Consider the following 16,956-nt stretch of genomic DNA (forward strand, 5'->3'; position numbering starts at 1 on the left):
TCAACTCTGCGCTTCGAGCTGCAGTTCGGGTTGCAGGTCGAGCCGCAGCGACAGCGCGGCTGACAGCGGCAACTCAAGCGACTCGGCCTTGCCGCGCGCGAGGGCCTCGTAGAGCGGCAGCGCGTCGGCCATGGCGTTGACCTTCAGTGCGCGCGCGGCGTCGGACCGAAGCGCCGGCGCTGGCGAAGTCCCCGGAGTGAGCGACCATTCGAAGGACACCACGGTGCGTTCGGTGCGCGTCGGGGAGATCACCAGTGCCACGGCCAACATGTCGCGGCTCGTGGTTACCGAGGCGAGCGCTCCCACGGCGGGCATGTCGTAGCCGGCCAGGAGAACGGCGCGATGGTCGGCCGCACACTGCGCCGCCGCTTCCAGCAGGCCGGAGGCGAAAGTGCTCTCATAGGCGGTCAGCGAGTTGCTCGCCGCCATGCAGCCGGTGCCGATGGTCCAGTAGCCAACCGCCGCGTTGTGCACCGAGTTGTGGAACTTGATCGGCGACAGGAGCGTCGGCTCGCTCGCCAGCGTGCTGCACATGTAGTCGTTGATGCCGAGGTCGCCATGCGCCGATGCGAAGACGCATGGGAGATCGGCCGCATTGCGGCCCGAGGCGGCGATGGCGGCCGCCGCGACTTCCAGCGCCAGCGCGACGGTATCTGGCGCGCGGCGCCGTTCGGCGGGTGCCAGCACTTGCGGTGACGGGCGTTTGGCCGGCGGATCGTTGGGCGAGGCTTCGCCGCGGAATACCGCGCTGGCGAGTTCCCAGCCGGGCAGGCTGGGCGCCCAGAAGGCCGGGCCTTCGATGTACAGCGTGGGTGTCTTGTGTGCGCTCATGCCGAGGCTCCCTTGCCGAAGACCAGCGAGCAGTTGTTGCCACCGAAGCCGAAGGAATTGCTCAGTGCGTAGCGCACCTCGCCGCGAGCGGGTTGCAGCTTGATCTGCGGACCGCATTCGGCGTCGAGCGTCGTGGTGTTGACGGTGCCCGGCTTCAGGCCGGTTTCGATCGCCAGCAGGCTGATCACGGCCTCGACGATGCCGGCTGCGCCCAGCGTGTGGCCGGTGAAGCCCTTGGTCGAGCTGGCGTGGGTGGTGTCCGGAAAGCGTCGCGCCACCAGTGCGCCTTCGACTTCATCGTTCTTTGTGCTGGCCGTGCCGTGCATGTTGATGTAGTCGATGGCGTCGGTCTTCAGGCCGGCGCGTGCGAGTGCATCGTCGAGCGCCTTCTCGGCGCCGAGGCCCTCGGGATGCGGCGTCGACATGTGGTGCGCGTCGCTCGCTTCGCCGTAGCCGAGCAGTTCGAGCTTGCCGGGGCCGCGTTCGACCAGCGCGAAACCCGCGGCCTCGCCCAGGCTGATGCCGTTGCGCGCTGCATCGAAGGGCCGGCAGGGTTCGGGCGATACCAGTTCGAGCGAATTGAAGCCGAACAGCACGCTGCCGCACAGCGTGTCCACGCCGCCGACGACGGCTGCATCGACCAGGCCGAGACGGATCAGGCGTTCGGCCGATGCGAACACCTTGGCGCTCGACGAGCAGGCAGTGGAGATCGTCTCGGCCGGGCCTTCGAGGCCCAAGGCCTCCTGCACGAACATCGTGAGCGAATGCGGTGTATGGACCTTCGGGCGCCGCTGGTCGGCGGGGAACGCGCCGTCATCGAGCCGCGTGTAGGCCTCTTCGGTTTCGCCGATGCTCGAGGTCGAAGTGCCCAGGATCAGTGCGATGCGCGACGGTCCATGGCGCTCGCGAGCGGCGGCCACGGCCTCCATGAAGCCGTCGGCCTGCAGGCCGAGCCATGCCAGTCTGTTGTTGCGGCAGTCCCAGCCCGCGAGCTGCTCCGGCAGGCGGAGTTCTTCGAGTCCGTCGACGCGCCCGATCCAGGTAGGCAGGGGCGTGGGGCCGAAGTCATTGGCGCGCAGGCCGCTGCGCGACTGTTCGAGCGCTGCGAGTAGGGCGGTCTTGCCCACACCGACCGACGACGTCGCGGTGTAGGCGCTGATCTGCAGGGGGGGTATGCGGGAGGGTGACACGGTGAAGAGGGGGTAAATAATTGACGGTCGCGTGCAAGACGTCACAGCCTACCAGCTAGGGCCGCCAGACCCGCGTCGGTCAATATGCCGGCTTGCCGCAGTGGGGTGCAAACCACGGCTCAGGGCAACGCGCTGAGGTGGGCTTGGGCTGCGGTTGCAAGCTTTCGGTCGAAGGTCGCGAGTGGCGCCTTGAGTTTTGCTGCGAGCCAAAGGTACGCCGAGTCGTATGCGGACAGGTCATAGCGGGCAGCGAGCTGGTATTGGGCGTTTGGATCGACCGCGTGCAATTCGATGTCGTACGCCGCGTAGTCGGCAAGTGCCAGCGCAAGAGAGTCCGCGGGCCAATCCTGCCGCCGCTTCTTCAGTGCCACGCTGACGATCTCGTGATCGAGCAGGTTCGGCGCATGGAGGCTGCAGCCGACGAGCCGCGCCAGGGCTTCGTCGCGCGTGGTTTCATCGAAAAGGACGGCGCTGAGGGCGCTGCAGTCCACCACCATCGGAGGGCGCGTGCGGTAGGCCGCTGGCGGTTCGGCGAGGAAGAGGGGGCTTGCCGCACTGCTCACCGTGCATCCCGATCCGCGCGAATGATGTCTACGGCGCGAGGCCCTCGCGCGATCGGTTGCGGGAAGCGGATCCGGTGCTCGGCAGCGACTTGCTCGATGGATTTGCTGCCGCGCCGCACGGGAGGACTGGCGCTCCATCCAACGTCCGGGTCCTTGACGTTGGACGGCACCGGGCGGGCGACCTGCGGCTCCGGTTCATTGGCGGCCTGCTCGATGATGGCCATCAACTCTCCCTGCAGCGAACGATGGTTGCGAGCGGCTCGCTGCCGCAATCGCTCGGCCAGATCGTCCGGCACATCCTTCACGGAGAGATTCGTCATGGCGCCTCCAAAATGGCGCCATTATGGATTCATTTCATGTGGGCGTCGCGCTGGCTGCGGTCGCCGGCACCTTGCCGTTCGAATAGTTTCGGGATGCCAGCGCCACCAGGAACAGCACCGGAACCCCCAGCGCCGCCGTACCGACGAAGAAAGCGTGGTAGCCGTAGAGGTCGACGAACTTGCCCGAGTAGCCCGCGATGAACTTCGGCAGCAGCAGCATCAGCGAGCTGAACAATGCGTACTGCGTGGCCGAATAGCTGATGTTGGTCAGGCTCGACAGGTAGGCGATGAACGCCGCGGATGCGATGCCACCGGCCAGGTTGTCCGCCGAGACGACCAGCACCAGCGCCGTCAGGTCGTGCCCGCGCGTGGCGAGGGCGGCGAAGAGCAGGTTGCTGGCCGCGCTGAGCACTGCCCCCAGCATCAGCACCCGCATCACGCCGAGCCGCATCGACAGGACCCCGCCGACGAACGCGCCGGCCAGCGTCATGATCACGCCGTAGATCTTGCTGACTGTCGCGACCTCGTCCTTGGTGAAGCCCATGTCGACATAGAAGGGGTTGGCCATGATGCCCATCACCACGTCGCTGATCCGGTAGACGGCGATCAGCGAGAGGATCAGAACCGCCTGCCACTTGTAGCGACGGATGAAGTCGGCGAAGGGTTCGATCAGAACGCTCTGTAGCCAGGCGCCCGCGGTCTTTGGCTGCGGCAGTGCGGCGCGCACGGGTTCCGGCGAAAGCAGCACAGTGAGAACGCCCACCGCCATCGACGCAGCCATCACCAGATAGGCCGTCTTCCAGGCGCTGTCCTGGTAGCCCGTGAGGCCCGGCAGTTCGGCCCAGGCCGCGACCCAGAGGACGCCGGCGCCGGCCCAGATCATCGCGAGCCGGTAGCCCGTCTGGTAGGCGGCAGCCAGCGCGGCCTGCTTGCGCGTGGCCGCGGATTCGATGCGGAACGCGTCGAGCGCGATGTCCTGCGTCGCCGAGCCGAAGGCGACCAGCAGGGCGCACCACACCAGGGGCGGCAGGCCGTCGCGCGGATCGTTGAACGCCATGCCGACGAGCCCCGCGATCACGGCGATCTGCGCCAGGAGCAGCCAGCCCCGGCGGCGGCCAAGCAGCGTGGTGAACGGCGGGATCGGCAGCCGGTCCACCAGTGGCGCCCACACCCACTTGAAGCCGTAGGCGAGCCCGACCCAACTCAGGAAGCCGATGGTGGTGCGATCGACGCCCGCCTCGCGCAGGCGAAAGCTCAGCGTGCCGAGCACCAGCAACAGCGGCAGACCGGCGGAGAAGCCCAGCGCCAGCATGCGCAGCGTCGCGGGTTCGAGATAGACCTTGAGCGCGTCGCGCCAGGGTAGGGAAGGAGAGGCTTCGTCAACCGATGGTGCAGGCATGAACCATTATCTCGCCCCCAGGCTTGCCCACTTCGTGTGGCCGCCCACCCCCTGCCGGGGGCGCCGCCTCCGGCCTGGCGGAGCCAGTTCCGGGGCAGCCCTGAAATTGCAAAGCTCCGTCGAGGGCTTGTTGGTGAAACACCGCGGAACCGGCTCCGCCGGGCCGCTGGTGTTGCCCCCGGTAGGGGGTAGGCGAAGCGACACGAAGTGCGCGCAGCCTGGGGGCGAGCAACATGTTGGCATAGGCTTTGCATGGCATCTTGTACACAAGACAGGATGCGTGATGATGGTGCACGAAAGAGGCCTGCCGGAGGGTGGGGCCGGGATTCAGTTGAAGGAATTGGCTGCTGCGGCGTGGATCGCTCGGCTCGATTCGCCGTTGCGTGGCGCTGGCGCGGGGCCGCTCGCCGGACTTCGGTTTGCCGCCAAGGACAACATCGACGTAGCCGGCGTACCCACGACGGCGGCCTGTCCGGCCTTCTCGCGCACGCCGAGCGAACACGCTTACGTGGTGCGGCGCCTGCTCGAAGCCGGTGCGGACCTGCTCGGCAAGACCAATCTCGATCAGTTCGCATGTGGCCTCAACGGCACGCGGTCGCCCTACGGCGCGGTTCCGAACAGTTTCGATGCGCGCTACGTATCGGGTGGTTCGAGTTCGGGCTCGGCCTACGCCGTGGCGACGGGGCAGGTGGACTTCGCGCTGGGCACCGATACCGCGGGCTCCGGGCGGGTGCCGGCGGGGCTCAACAACATCGTCGGCATCAAGCCGTCGCGCGGTCTGCTCAGCGCGCGCGGCGTGGTGCCGGCGGCGCAGAGCGTGGATTGCGTATCGATCTTCGCGCGCACCGTGGCCATGGCGGCGCGCGTATTGCAGGCGGCGATGGGCTTCGATGCGGAAGATCCCTATTCGCGCAGCCTTGCGCTCGCGACACAGCCGCTGCCTGCCAGCTTCCGCTTCGGCGTGCCCACGCCGTTGCGCTTCTTCGGCGACAGCCAGTCGGCCGCTGCCTTCGATCGGGCGGTCGAGCAGATGAAGGCGCTCGGCGGTACGCCGGTCGCGATCGACTACGCGCCGCTGGCCGAGGCCGCATCGCTGCTCTACGACAGTGCGCTCGTTGCCGAACGCTATGCGGCAGTGCGCGAGTTCTTCGATTCGCACGGGGCCGACGTGATCGAACCCGTGCGCAGCATCCTGGCGCAGGGTCGGGGCTACAGCGCCGCTGACTTCGTCGACGCGCGCGCCAAGCTCCAGGCGATCGGCCAGCGCGCCGCGGCGATGTGGGGCGACTTCGACGTCCTGCTGGTGCCGACCGCGCCCAGTCACTACACGATCGAGGCAATGCAGGCCGACCCGGTCGTGCTCAATCGCAACCTCGGCGAGTACACGAACTTCGTGAACCTCCTCGACTACGCGGCCATCTCGGTGCCCTCCGGCCTGCGCGAGGATGGCCTGCCTTTCGGCATCACGATGATCGGCCGCTGCGGCAGCGATTTCCAGCTTGCGGAACTCGGGCAGCGCTTTCATCACGCGACCGGCCTGCCGCTCGGCGCGACAGGCGAGCCGATGCCCGCTGCCGAAGTGCTGCCGGTGATCGCGCCCGTGCCGATGGTCAAGGTCGCGGTGGTCGGCGCACACCTGTCGGGCATGCCGCTCAACGGGCAATTGACCGAGCGCGGCGCACGGCTGTTGACGGCCACGCATACCGCACCGCTCTACCGCCTCTACGCCTTGCCCGGCACGGTGCCGCCCAAGCCTGGCCTGCTGCGCGTGCAGCCTGGCGAAGGTGCAGCGATCGCGCTCGAAATCTGGGAGATGCCGATGACGCAGTACGGCAGTTTCGTCGCGCTCATTCCAGCGCCGCTCGGCATCGGCAGCCTCACGCTGGCCGATGGCAGCAGCGTGCAAGGGTTCCTGTGCGAAGCGCTCGCAGTCGCGGGCGCCGACGACATCACGCAGCTCGGCGGATGGCGTGCCTACATCGCCTCGCGCGCCGCGCTCGCAGCCTGAGCGCTTTCAAGACCTGTCACCCCTCGAACCTTCCGGAGTATCCAATGGCCTTCAAACACACGTTGCCCTCCATCGCCAAACCGGCTTCGCGGCGCCAGGTGCTCCAGGCCGGGGCCGCCGGTCTGATCGTGCTCGCCGCGCCAGCGTTCGTTCGTGCACAGACTGCGACCAAGATTCGCATCGGCTATTGGCCCATTGCCGCGGGGCTGCCCTTCTACGCCGCCGTGGAGCAGGGTTTCTTCAAGACTGCCGGTCTCGACGTCGAAGTGCAGCGTTTTGCCGGCGCGCAGCAGATCATGGAAGCCATGCTGTCCGAACGCTGCGATGGCAGCGCGAACGGCACCGGCTCCGCCAACATCGCGATCGGCGAGATCGCGGCACCGGGCAGCTTCAAGATCTTCTGCTCCAACCCGAGCAACGTGAAGAACGTGCTCGACCAGATGCTGGTGCCGACCGCCAGCACGGCGAAGACCATGGCCGATCTCAAGGGCAAGCGCGTCGCGTCCGGGCCTGGCATCCAGAACGTCACGCTGGCGAAGACCGTGCTGGAGCGTGGCGGTGCAACCGGCGCGACCGTCGTCGAACTGCCGATCGGCCAGCACGTCGCCTCGCTCGCGGCCGGCCAGGTCGATGGCTGCTACACGTTGGAGCCGACCGGAACGATCGGCCGTCTCAACGGCAGCACACGCGTGCTCGAATCGGGCGTGATCGCGAAGTACGTCCTGGGCGATCCGATGGCGCCATGGTTCGGCGGCTCGGCCTCGCTGACGTCGGCCTTCATCAAGAAGAACCCCGACGCGGCAAAGAAATTCATCACGGCCTACGGCCAGGGCGTGGCCTTCGTTCGCACCAAGCCCAACGAGGCGCGCCAGTACCTCAAGGGCTACACCGCCATCGAAGGTCCGCTCACCGGCGAGGTGCCGCTGGCGGCGTACACCATGTACAACGAGTTCACGCCAGCCGACGTCGCGTACTTCCAGAAGTTCTTCGACCTGTTCTCGGAAAAGGGCATCTTCTCGTCGCGCCTGATGGTCGACTCGATGCTCTACAAGGGGTGAAGACATGAGCACTCCTGCACCGACGGGCACGGCACCCTGGGCTGCGCCGGCTGCTGCCACGGTCTCTGCGCCGCCGCGCGAATCGCATTGGGTCAAGGCGCTGCCCTTCATCGGCCCGGTGGTGCTCTTCATCATCTGGGACCTCGCCGTCCGCCTGGGCTTTATCAAGGCGATCCTGCTGCCGATGCCGGCGGACACGATCGGCACCTTGCTCTCCGGGCTGGCGGGCGGACCGCTGCTGGCGGACTTCGCGGTCACCGTCTGGCGCACGCTGCAGGCCTTCCTGATCGCGGCCATCATCGGCGTGCCGCTCGGCGTGCTGCTCGGCAGCAACGAGAAGGCGTACCGCAGCGTCGAGTTCCTGATCGACTTCTTCCGCTCCACGCCGTCCTCCGCGCTGATCCCCCTGTTCCTGATGATCTTCGGTGTCTCGGACGTCAACAAGGTCGCGATCGCCGCCTTCGGCGCGATGCTCATCGTGGTGTTCAACAGCGCCTACGGCGTGATCAACGCGCGCAAGCAGCGCGTCATGGCCGCGAAGGTGATGGGCGCATCGCGCTGGCAGATCTTCCGCGACGTGCTGGTGTGGGAAAGCCTGCAGCCCAGCTTCGTCGGCCTGCGCTCGGCCGTGTCGATGGCGCTCGTGATCGTGATCGTGGCCGAGATGTTCATCGGCTCCGACAGCGGTCTCGGCCACCGCATCATCAACTCGCAGCAGGTGATGAACGTGAAGGACATGTACGCGTCCATCCTCGCGGCCGGCGCGCTGGGCTATGCGCTGAACATCCTCTTCCTGCTGGCCGAGCGCCGCATCGTGCATTGGAGCGGACGATGAGAACCGTCGACAACGTGATCAACGGGCCCGTCTACGCGGATGTGCCAAAGCCCGTCTTCACGCCGGGCCCGACCGGCACGCACATCACCATCCGGGGGCTCACCAAGTACTTCGCCGGCTGGCCGCTGTACGAGAACTTCGACCTCGACATCCCCAAGCAGAAGATCGTCTCGGTCTTCGGGCCCAATGGCTGCGGCAAATCGACGCTGATCAACATGATCGCGGGGCTCATCCCGATCGATTCGGGCGAGATCCTGTTCGACGGCAAGTCGCTCAAGGACACCAAGATCGGCTACGTGTTCCAGAACTACCGCGAGGCGATGTTCCCGTGGATGCGCACCATCGACAACATCGCGTATCCGCTCAAGCTGGAGGGGCGCTCCAAGGCCGAGGTGGATCGGCGGATGCAGGAACTGGTCGCTTCGTTCGACGTGAAGTTCGATCTCAAGCGCTATCCCTATGAGCTCTCGGGCGGGCAGCAGCAGACCGCCTCGATCATGCGGGCGCTGGCGCCGAACCCGGAGGTGCTGTTTCTCGACGAGCCTTTCTCCGCCCTCGATTTCGAGATGACGCTTTTCATCCGCGAGAAGCTGCAGGAAGTGTTCATGCAGACGGGTACCACGATGCTGCTCGTTTCGCACGACCTGGAGGAGGCCGTGTACCTCGCCGACCAGGTGCTGTTGTTGACCAAGCGACCGACCAAGGTGGCCGAGATCCTCGACTACGGCGATGCGCGGCCTCGCACGCTCGAGACGCTGAGTTCTGCCAGCTTCGTGAGCATGAAGAAGCTGAGCCTGGAAATCTTCCAACGCGAAGTGCGGCGATAGGGGATTGGCATGACGCCCGCACAGATCGAAACTTTTGTCGATGCCACCTCGGCGGCCCTCGGGTTGCGCTTGCGGCCTGACCATCGTCCCGGGGTCGTTCGCTTCTTCGGGTTGGCCGCGGAATTCGCTGCGCTGGTGGAGGCCGTCCCGCTGGGTCCGCACGACGAGCCGGCGGTGAACTTCGTACCGGTTGCCCCGCGGGAGAAAGACGCATGAACGGGGGCGATCTGCTCCAGAAGGATGCGTCGACCATGGCTGCCGCGGTGCAGTCCAGGGCGGTCACCGCCGTTGCCCTCGTCCAGGCCAGCCTGGACCGGATCGATGCGACGGACCGCCGCGTGAATGCCTTCACCGACGTGGTGCGCGAGCGCGCGTTGCGGCGGGCGGCACAGATCGACGCCTCGCTGTTCTCGGACAGGGCCGCGCGCACTCGCGAGCTGCCCCTGCTCGGCGTTCCCTTTGCGGTGAAGAATCTCTTCGACATCGCCGGCCTGCCGACCCTGGCCGGCTCGAAGATCGAGCGCGAGAGCGCACCGGCGCGTGGCGATGCCGAGCTGGTTCGTCGACTGGAAAACGCGGGCGCGGTGCTGGTCGGGGCGCTCAACATGGACGAATACGCCTACGGCTTTACGACCGAGAACAGCCATGTCGGGGCGGCGCACAACCCCCACGATCTGTCGCGCATCGCCGGCGGCTCGTCGGGCGGCTCCGGCGCCGCCGTCGCGGCGGGACAGGTGCCGCTCACGCTGGGCTCGGACACCAATGGATCGATCCGCGTGCCGGCTTCGCTCTGCGGCGTATTCGGCCTGAAGCCGACCTTTGGCCGCCTGCCGCGCACCGGCAGCTATCCCTTCGTGTCGAGCCTCGATCACCTCGGACCGTTCGCGCGTTCGGTGCGCGATCTCGCCTTGGCCTATGACGCAATGCAGGGCCCGGAAGTCGCCGGCCCGAGTGATCCCGGCTGCGCACAGCGCGCCGTCGAGCCCACGATGCCGGTGGTATCGCGCGGGCTGAACGGGCTTCGCATCGGCGTGCTCGGCGGCTACTTCCGCGAACGTGCCCAGCCCGAGGCGCTGACCGCGGTCGATGCCGTCGCGCAGGCACTCGGAGCGAGCCAGACCGTCGAGTTGCCGATGGTCGAGGCGGGGCGTGCGGCGGCCTTTCTCATCACCAATTCGGAAGGTGCGGCGTTGCACTTGCCGGACCTGCGCACGCGTGCACACGATTTCGAGCCGCTGTCGCGCGATCGCTTCCTTGCGGGCGCGTTGCTTCCCGCCGCGTGGATCGCCCGTGCCCAGCGTGTCCGCCGCCTCTACGCCGAGCAGGTGGCGCGCCTGTTCGAGCGCTTCGACGTGCTGCTCGCCGCTGCCACGCCCTGCGCGGCAACGCCCATCGGCGCCGAGTGGTTCGAGATCAATGGCCAGCGGCTTCCCGTGCGCCCCAGCATGGGCGTGCTGACCCAACCCATTTCGTGCATTGGCCTGCCGGTCTGCGCCGTGCCTGTATGGGGAGCCCATCCCGACTTGCCGATCGGCGTGCAGGTCATTGCCGCGCCGTGGCGTGAAGACCTGGTGCTGCGCGTTGCCGCTGCGCTCGAATCGGCCGGCGTGGCGCACGCGCCCGTCGCCGCGCTCTGACCGAGAACACGATGAACACGCCCATCAACCTGCCCGAGGTGCTGGCCGAAGTGACGGCGGCCTTCGATCGCTACGAAGACGCGCTGGTCCACAACAAGGTCGAGATCCTCGACGAGCTGTTCTGGAACAGCCCGCACACGCTGCGCTATGGCGCCACCGAGAACCTCTACGGCTACCAGGAGATCCAGGCGTTTCGCGCCGCGCGCCCGTCGCAGGGCCTGGCACGCGAGATCCTGCGCACCGTCATCACCACCTACGGCCACGACTTCGCCACTGCCAACGTCGAATTTCGCCGCGAAGGAAGCACAAAGACGGGGCGCCAGAGCCAGACATGGATGCGTACCGCCCAAGGCTGGCGCGTCGTGGCGGCGCATGTGAGCCTGATGGGCTGATTTCGGCGCCAAAACCTGCGGTTTGCACTGGTACGGTTTATGCACACCTTCTTGTATCCAAGACAGGACTTCCCGGCCCTCCGACCCCTCCAACACATTCATAGGAGTAAGCACCATGAGCCAGATCAATCGTCGCGATTCCCTCAAGTCTCTGGCCGCGCTGGCGTCCGCCACCACGCTGGGTGGATGGAGTGCCCTCGCCAGCGCGCAGAAGCCGCTGACGGTCGGCGTGATCTATGTCGGCCCGCGCGACGACTATGGCTATAACCAGGCGCATGCGCAGGCCGCGGTCGAGCTCAAGAAGATGCCCGGCATCAAGGTGATCGAGGAAGAGAACGTGCCCGAGACCGCGGCCGTCCAGAAGACGATGACCGGCATGATCGCGCAGGACGGCGCAGGCCTGCTCTTCCCGACGTCGTTCGGCTATTTCGATCCCCACATCCTCGCCGTGGCGCCGAAGAACCCGGATGTGCGCTTCTCGCACTGCGGCGGACTCTGGACCGAAGGCAAGCACCCCAAGAACGTCGGCAGCTTCTTCGGCTACATCGACGAATGCCAGTATCTGAATGGCGTGATCGCCGGCCACATGACGAAGAGCAACAAGATCGCCTTCGTGGCCGCCAAGCCGATTCCGCAGGTGCTGCGCAACATCAACGCCTTCACGATGGGCGCGCGCTCGGTCAAGCCCGGCATCACCTGCAGCGTGATCTTCACCGGCGACTGGTCGATGGCCGTCAAGGAAGCGGAGGCGACCAACAGCCTTGCCGACCAGGGCTGCGATGTGTTCACGATGCACGTCGACGGACCCAAGGTGGTGGTCGAGACTGCTGCCAAGCGCGGCAAGATGGTGTGCGGCTACCACGCGAGCCAGGCCAAGCTGGCGCCCAATGCCTACCTCACCGGCGCCGAGTGGAACTGGCTCACCGCGTACAAGACGGTCGTCGACGCCGCGCAGACCGGCAAGCCGCATCCCAACTTCCTGCGCGGAGGATTGAAGGAAGGCTACGTCAAGATGTCGCCCTACGGCCCGATGGTGACCGATGCGGCGAAGAAGAACGCCGACGACGTCAAGGCCAAGATGCTCGCGGGCACCTTCGACATCTTCGCCGGCCCGGTGAAGGACAACAAGGGTGCGGTTGTCATCGCAGGCGGCAAGACGCTCAAGCAGACCGATCTGGAACTCGAAAAGATGAACTACCTGGTGGAAGGTGTCGTGGGGTCGATCGGGTGACATGGCTCTCCCCCAGGCTGCGCGCACTTCGTGTCGCTTCGCCTACCCCCTCACCGGGGGCAATACCGGCGGGCCGGCGAAGCCGGGTCCGCGGTATTTCTGGAAGGGGCCGGGTCTGGGGGCGCTGATTGACTGGGGCACATCACCATGCGTAACGCATTGAAGGAAATTGCACTGCCAGTGTTCGCCATTGCGGCGGCGCTGCTGCTGTTCGGCGTGTTCGTCTGGTTTGCTGGCGTGAGTCCGGTGGAGGTGTGGGTCATCCTCTTCAAGGGGGCTTTCGGCGACTGGTTCTCGTGGCAGAACACGTTGCAGCGCGCGGCGCCGCTGATGCTCACGGCGCTCTGCGTCGCGATTCCCGCTCGTGCGGGGCTGGTGATCATCGGTGGCGAAGGTGCGCTGGTGCTCGGCGGGCTCGCCTGCGCGGCATTGCCGTACCTGATGCCGCTGCCGGCGAACATCGTGGGCACCGTGGCGCTGTGCATCGCGGGCGCCATTGCCGGCGCGGCGTGGATCGCCCTGGCGGGCTGGCTGCGCCAGTACCGCGGCATCAACGAAACCATCAGCAGCCTGCTGCTCGCGTATGTCGCGATCGGCCTCTTCAAGCACGTGGTCGAGGGTCCGCTGCGTGATCCGGCAAGCCTCAACAAGCCCGCGACGCGCTCGCTCGCAGACGGGCTGGCGATCGGCGGCATCGGCGGCTCGGATGTGCACTGGGGACTCGCGATCGGCGTGGTCGCGTGCCTCGTGTCGGGTCTCTGGCTGCGGGCCACTGCCTCGGGCTTCTCGGTCCGCGTGGTCGGCGGCAACCCCCGGACCGCTCAGCTGGTCGGTTTGCCGGCAAGCAGGCTCATCCTCGCGGCCTGCGGACTGGGCGGCGCCTGTGCCGGTGTGGCCGGTGCGGTGGAAGTGGCGGCGGTCCACACCAACGCCAATGCATCGCTGATCGCCGGTTATGGCTACGCGGGCATCCTGGTGTCGTTCATTGCGCGCCACAACCCGGTGGCCGTGATTCCCGTCGCGATCCTGTTCGGCGGCTTCGGTGCCGCGGGCAGTCTGCTGCAAAGACGGCTCGGCCTGCCCGATGCATCGGTGCTGGTGCTGCAAGGCCTGGCCTTCGTGCTGATCCTTGCGAGCGAAGGCTTGCGGATGATCGACTGGAAGGCACTGTTCCGAAACCGTGCGCCGCATGTCGCGCAACCCTCCCCGCTGGTGAAGGAGGTCGCGCAATGACCGCCGACCAGTGGATCGCGTTGGTCGCCGGCATCGTCGGCGGCGCCCTGCGCGTGGGCGCACCCTTCCTGTTCGTCAGCCTCGGGGAGTGCCTGACCGAGAAATCGGGCCGCATCAATCTCGGCCTCGAAGGCGTGCTGGTCCTGTCGGCCATGGCCTCCTTCGGCGGCGCCTGGCTCACCGACTCCGCGTGGCTGGGCGTGCTGATCGGCGGCATCGTGGGCGCGGCGCTCGCGCTGCTGCACGGACTGTTGTGTTCGCTCGACCGGGTCAACGACGTCGCGACCGGCATTGCGCTGATGCTGTTCGGCACGGGCCTTGCGTTTTACTTGGGCAAGCCGCTGATCCAGCCGCAGGCGCCTCAGCTTCCCGCGATTCCACTGGGCAACTGGAGTGACAACCCGGTCATCCGCGCGGCACTGCAGGTGAATTCGCTGGTGCCCATCGGCATTGTCCTCGCCGTGCTGCTGTGGTGGGGCTTCGCGCACACGCGCGCCGGTCTGCTCGTCCGCATGGCGGGCGATTCGGCGAATGCGACGCGAGCGCTCGGCTACTCGGTCTCCGGCTTGCGCATCGCGGCCACCACGGCCGGCGGCTTCATAGCAGGACTGGGCGGCGCATCGCTCACGCTGTTCTATCCCGGAAGCTGGAACGAAGGCATCTCCAGCGGCCAAGGCCTGATCGCCGTGGCGCTGGTGATCTTCGCGCGATGGAGTCCGCTGCGCTGCATCGGTGCCGCGCTGCTCTTCGGCGGCGCGGGCGCCATCGGACCGGCATTGCAATCGATCGGCGTGGGCTGGGGTTATCACCTCTTCAATACGGTGCCCTATGTGCTCACGCTGGTCATCCTCGTGCTGACCTGCAAGCCGGGCAGTGTCGCCGTGGGAAGCCCCGGCGAGTTGTCTTCCACACGTTGAACCGTCGACCCATGAGTGCTTCCTCCACGCAACCCGAATGCTTCGTGGCCGCGAACCCGTATCCGTGGCCCTACAACGGCGCGCTCCGGCCGGACAACACCGCGCTGTTCGTGATCGACATGCAGACCGACTTCTGCGGCAAGGGGGGCTATGTCGACGTCATGGGCTACGACCTCTCGCTGGTGCAGGCGCCGATCGAGCCGATCGCGCGAACGCTGGCGCGGCTGCGGCCGCTGGGTTTTCACATCATCCACACGCGGGAGGGGCATCGTCCCGACCTCGCGGACCTGCCGGCCAACAAGCGCTGGCGTTCTCGCCAGATCGGCGCCGAGGGCGTGGGTATCGGCGACGCGGGCCCGTGTGGTCGCATCCTCGTGCGTGGAGAGCCTGGCTGGGAAATCATTCCGGCGCTGGCGCCGATCGACGGCGAAGTGGTGATCGACAAGCCGGGCAAGGGCTCGTTCTATGCGACGGACCTCGAACTGGTGCTGCGCACGCGGGGCATCGAGAACCTCATCCTCGCCGGCATCACGACCGACGTGTGCGTGCACACGACGATGCGCGATGCCAATGATCGCGGCTTCGAATGCCTGCTGCTGTCGGACTGCACGGCAGCGACGGATCACGGCAACCATCTCGCGGCGCTCAAGATGATCACCATGCAAGGCGGCGTGTTCGGCGCGCATGCGACCTCCGGCGCCTTGCTCGAGGCGCTGTCGGCGTTCTAGGAACGGAGTCACCCGAATGATCGCACCCGTCGACCCGATGCCGCCTTCCACCGGCGCGCTGGCGCTGGACACCTATGAGCTGACCAAGCGCTTCGGCAGCTTCACAGCCATGGATCGCGTGACCATGCACGTCGAGGCTGGCACGGTTCACGCGTTGCTCGGCGAGAACGGCGCGGGCAAGAGTACGCTGGTCAAGTGCGTGGCGGGGTTCCAGCGTGCCGAGGAAGGCAGCATACTGATCGACGGCCGTGAGCAGGACATTGCCAACCCGATCGTCGCGCGCGCGCTCGGCATCGGCATGGTCTACCAGCACTTCACGCTGGCACCGGGCATGACGGTGGCGGAAAACCTGTTGCTGGCGGGCGGCAAGACGCCGGCCATGATCGACTGGAAGACCACGCGCGCCGAACTCAAGGCTTTCCTGGCGACCACGCCTTTCAGCCTGGACCTGGACATGCGGCCCTCGGAGTTGGCGGCGGGCGAGAAGCAGAAGCTGGAATTGCTGAAGCAGCTCTACCTCAAGCCGCGATTGCTGATCCTGGACGAGCCGACCTCGGTGCTGACGCCGCAGGAGGCCGACGAGGTGCTGGGTCATGTGCGGGAGTTCGCGCGAAGCGGGCTTTGCACGGTGCTGATCATCACGCACAAATTCCGCGAGGTGATGTCGTACGCCGACAGCGTGACGGTGCTGCGTCGAGGCAAGGCAGTGCATCACTGCAAGGTGTCGGAGACGAATCCGGCGAAGCTCGCGGCGGCCATGATGGGCGAGGGCGAAGCGCCGCCGCCCGAAAGCGATACGGCAGCACCGACCGGTCGTGCGCTGCATGCGATGAAGGACACGGCGGCGGATGCGCCCGTCGCCTTGCGCGTCGAGGGGTTGCAGGCGCAGGGCGATCGGGGAACGCTGGCCGTGCACGACCTGAGTCTCAGCGTGCGGTCAGGGGAGATCCTGGGCGTGGCGGGTGTTTCGGGCAATGGTCAGCGGGAACTGGTGGAGGCGCTGGTGGGTCAGCGACCGCGGCTGGCCGGGCAGGTCACCGTGATGGGCGAGCCCTACGCGGCGAAGCGCGAGGAGAACCGGCGCCTGAAGGTGCGCAGCCTGCCTGAAGAGCCGTTGCGCAATGCCTGTGTCGGCGATCTCAGCGTCGCGGAAAACATGGCGCTGCGGGATTTCGATCAGCCGCCGCTGGCGTGGAAGGCGCTGGGCGCGGGGGTGCTCAACTTCCCGCTGTGGCGCAGCAGGGCGCGGGAATGGATCGCCGAGTACGGGGTCAAGACGCAGGGGGAGGGTGCGCCGATCCGCAGTCTGTCTGGCGGCAATGTCCAACGCGCAGTGCTGGCCCGTGAATTGGCCGGCGACATCAACGTGCTGATTGCGGCCAATCCGGTGTTCGGTTTGGACTTCGCGGCCGTCGCGGAGATTCACAGCCGCATCGTGCAAGTGCGGGCGCGCGGAGGTGCGGTGCTGCTGATCAGCGAGGACCTCGATGAGTTGCTCGAGATGGCGGATCGCATCGTCGTGATGAGCGAAGGGCGCGTGGTGTTCGAGACTCCGGCGGCCACGGCGGAGAGGCACGTGCTGGGAGCGCACATGGGGGGCGGGGATCACTCTGCGGTGGCTTCATGATTGGGCTGCTGTTGTCCCTTGGGTGGGCGCCCGATATGCGGTGTGGGCTGGCCGACCCCGCTGCGCCGGCCCTTCGGGCTTCCCTGCAGTGCTCGCTTCAGGCGKGGTCCGCGCAAACTCGCTTCGCTCAAACACGCGCGGCCCTTTTTCCGCCTGAAGC

General features: G+C 66.9%; 17 protein-coding genes. 12 read left to right on the forward strand and 5 right to left on the reverse strand.

The genetic code is table 11. The features are described from left to right. From AC1D3B_RS15645 to AC1D3B_RS15665, 5 genes are all read right to left on the reverse strand, one after another. The gene (locus tag AC1D3B_RS15645; protein ID WP_478191577.1) at positions 1–831 is read right to left on the reverse strand and encodes a beta-ketoacyl synthase chain length factor; all 831 of its coding nucleotides are present in this window, start codon (positions 829–831) and stop codon (positions 1–3) included. Further along, positions 828–2,021 (reverse strand): beta-ketoacyl-[acyl-carrier-protein] synthase family protein, encoded by a 1,194-nt coding sequence (locus AC1D3B_RS15650; protein WP_478191578.1) that lies wholly within the window; start codon positions 2,019–2,021, stop codon positions 828–830. Before AC1D3B_RS15650 ends, AC1D3B_RS15645 begins: the two co-directional genes overlap by 4 nt. Positions 2,022–2,140: 119 nt before the next feature. Beyond that, on the reverse strand, positions 2,141–2,584 hold the full coding sequence (locus tag AC1D3B_RS15655) for a type II toxin-antitoxin system VapC family toxin (RefSeq protein WP_478191579.1): 444 nt from the start codon (positions 2,582–2,584) through the stop codon (positions 2,141–2,143). Next, entirely contained in the window at positions 2,581–2,904 is a 324-nt protein-coding gene (locus tag AC1D3B_RS15660) for a FitA-like ribbon-helix-helix domain-containing protein (RefSeq protein WP_478191580.1), read from the reverse strand. Before AC1D3B_RS15660 ends, AC1D3B_RS15655 begins: the two co-directional genes overlap by 4 nt. A 34-nt stretch (positions 2,905–2,938) precedes the next feature. Beyond that, complete coding sequence (locus tag AC1D3B_RS15665) at positions 2,939–4,303, reverse strand: AmpG family muropeptide MFS transporter (RefSeq protein ID WP_478191581.1); 1,365 nt, start codon at positions 4,301–4,303, stop codon at positions 2,939–2,941. A gap of 283 nt (positions 4,304–4,586) precedes the next feature. Between AC1D3B_RS15665 and atzF the strand changes: the two genes are divergently transcribed. The 12 genes from atzF (at position 4,587) to AC1D3B_RS15725 (ending at position 16,796) form a co-directional block, all read left to right on the forward strand. Beyond that, a complete protein-coding gene (gene atzF / locus AC1D3B_RS15670) occupies positions 4,587–6,311 on the forward strand; it encodes an allophanate hydrolase (protein ID WP_478191582.1) in 1,725 nt (574 codons plus the stop codon). 44 nt (positions 6,312–6,355) lie between these two features. Then, positions 6,356–7,369 carry an ABC transporter substrate-binding protein gene (locus tag AC1D3B_RS15675; protein ID WP_478191583.1) on the forward strand — a complete coding sequence of 338 codons (1,014 nt, stop codon included), beginning with the start codon at positions 6,356–6,358 and terminating at the stop codon, positions 7,367–7,369. A 4-nt stretch (positions 7,370–7,373) separates the two neighbouring features. After that, on the forward strand, positions 7,374–8,204 hold the full coding sequence (locus AC1D3B_RS15680; RefSeq protein WP_478191584.1) for an ABC transporter permease: 831 nt from the start codon (positions 7,374–7,376) through the stop codon (positions 8,202–8,204). Beyond that, positions 8,201–9,031 carry an ABC transporter ATP-binding protein gene (locus AC1D3B_RS15685; RefSeq protein WP_435519620.1) on the forward strand — a complete coding sequence of 277 codons (831 nt, stop codon included), beginning with the start codon at positions 8,201–8,203 and terminating at the stop codon, positions 9,029–9,031. Before AC1D3B_RS15680 ends, AC1D3B_RS15685 begins: the two co-directional genes overlap by 4 nt. A gap of 9 nt (positions 9,032–9,040) precedes the next feature. Next, a complete protein-coding gene (locus AC1D3B_RS15690) occupies positions 9,041–9,247 on the forward strand; it encodes a DUF4089 domain-containing protein (protein ID WP_478191585.1) in 207 nt (68 codons plus the stop codon). Further along, on the forward strand, positions 9,244–10,668 hold the full coding sequence (locus tag AC1D3B_RS15695) for an AtzE family amidohydrolase (RefSeq protein ID WP_478191586.1): 1,425 nt from the start codon (positions 9,244–9,246) through the stop codon (positions 10,666–10,668). The genes AC1D3B_RS15690 and AC1D3B_RS15695 overlap by 4 nt, the downstream gene beginning before the upstream one ends. Before the next feature lie 11 nt (positions 10,669–10,679). Beyond that, a complete protein-coding gene (hpxZ, locus tag AC1D3B_RS15700) occupies positions 10,680–11,060 on the forward strand; it encodes an oxalurate catabolism protein HpxZ (RefSeq protein WP_478191587.1) in 381 nt (126 codons plus the stop codon). 115 nt (positions 11,061–11,175) lie between these two features. Next, the gene (locus tag AC1D3B_RS15705; protein WP_478191588.1) at positions 11,176–12,291 is read left to right on the forward strand and encodes a BMP family ABC transporter substrate-binding protein; all 1,116 of its coding nucleotides are present in this window, start codon (positions 11,176–11,178) and stop codon (positions 12,289–12,291) included. Between the two features lie 147 nt (positions 12,292–12,438). Beyond that, the gene (locus AC1D3B_RS15710; protein ID WP_478191589.1) at positions 12,439–13,524 is read left to right on the forward strand and encodes an ABC transporter permease; all 1,086 of its coding nucleotides are present in this window, start codon (positions 12,439–12,441) and stop codon (positions 13,522–13,524) included. Next, complete coding sequence (locus tag AC1D3B_RS15715; RefSeq protein ID WP_478191590.1) at positions 13,521–14,441, forward strand: ABC transporter permease; 921 nt, start codon at positions 13,521–13,523, stop codon at positions 14,439–14,441. The genes AC1D3B_RS15710 and AC1D3B_RS15715 overlap by 4 nt, the downstream gene beginning before the upstream one ends. A gap of 11 nt (positions 14,442–14,452) precedes the next feature. After that, on the forward strand, positions 14,453–15,169 hold the full coding sequence (gene biuH, locus AC1D3B_RS15720) for a biuret amidohydrolase (protein WP_478191591.1): 717 nt from the start codon (positions 14,453–14,455) through the stop codon (positions 15,167–15,169). Positions 15,170–15,185: 16 nt separating this feature from the next. Further along, positions 15,186–16,796: an ABC transporter ATP-binding protein gene (locus AC1D3B_RS15725; RefSeq protein ID WP_478191592.1), complete on the forward strand. Its 1,611-nt coding sequence runs from the start codon at positions 15,186–15,188 to the stop codon at positions 16,794–16,796. Positions 16,797–16,956 lie beyond the last annotated feature (160 nt).

The sequence above is a fragment of the Variovorax sp. P5_A3 genome, from assembly GCF_056400665.1.

What these genes read in the sequence shown, in the direction of transcription:
- AC1D3B_RS15695 (WP_478191586.1), top strand. Translation starts at nt 9,244, where the DNA reads ATGAACGGGGGCGATCTGCTCCAGAAGGATGCGTCGACCATGGCTGCC.
- AC1D3B_RS15680 (WP_478191584.1), top strand. Translation starts at nt 7,374, where the DNA reads ATGAGCACTCCTGCACCGACGGGCACGGCACCCTGGGCTGCGCCGGCT.
- AC1D3B_RS15645 (WP_478191577.1), bottom strand. Translation starts at nt 831, where the DNA reads ATGAGCGCACACAAGACACCCACGCTGTACATCGAAGGCCCGGCCTTC.
- AC1D3B_RS15665 (WP_478191581.1), bottom strand. Translation starts at nt 4,303, where the DNA reads ATGCCTGCACCATCGGTTGACGAAGCCTCTCCTTCCCTACCCTGGCGC.
- AC1D3B_RS15690 (WP_478191585.1), top strand. Translation starts at nt 9,041, where the DNA reads ATGACGCCCGCACAGATCGAAACTTTTGTCGATGCCACCTCGGCGGCC.
- biuH (WP_478191591.1), top strand. Translation starts at nt 14,453, where the DNA reads ATGAGTGCTTCCTCCACGCAACCCGAATGCTTCGTGGCCGCGAACCCG.
- AC1D3B_RS15685 (WP_435519620.1), top strand. Translation starts at nt 8,201, where the DNA reads ATGAGAACCGTCGACAACGTGATCAACGGGCCCGTCTACGCGGATGTG.
- AC1D3B_RS15715 (WP_478191590.1), top strand. Translation starts at nt 13,521, where the DNA reads ATGACCGCCGACCAGTGGATCGCGTTGGTCGCCGGCATCGTCGGCGGC.
- AC1D3B_RS15675 (WP_478191583.1), top strand. Translation starts at nt 6,356, where the DNA reads ATGGCCTTCAAACACACGTTGCCCTCCATCGCCAAACCGGCTTCGCGG.
- AC1D3B_RS15660 (WP_478191580.1), bottom strand. Translation starts at nt 2,904, where the DNA reads ATGACGAATCTCTCCGTGAAGGATGTGCCGGACGATCTGGCCGAGCGA.
- AC1D3B_RS15705 (WP_478191588.1), top strand. Translation starts at nt 11,176, where the DNA reads ATGAGCCAGATCAATCGTCGCGATTCCCTCAAGTCTCTGGCCGCGCTG.
- AC1D3B_RS15725 (WP_478191592.1), top strand. Translation starts at nt 15,186, where the DNA reads ATGATCGCACCCGTCGACCCGATGCCGCCTTCCACCGGCGCGCTGGCG.
- AC1D3B_RS15710 (WP_478191589.1), top strand. Translation starts at nt 12,439, where the DNA reads ATGCGTAACGCATTGAAGGAAATTGCACTGCCAGTGTTCGCCATTGCG.
- hpxZ (WP_478191587.1), top strand. Translation starts at nt 10,680, where the DNA reads ATGAACACGCCCATCAACCTGCCCGAGGTGCTGGCCGAAGTGACGGCG.
- atzF (WP_478191582.1), top strand. Translation starts at nt 4,587, where the DNA reads ATGATGGTGCACGAAAGAGGCCTGCCGGAGGGTGGGGCCGGGATTCAG.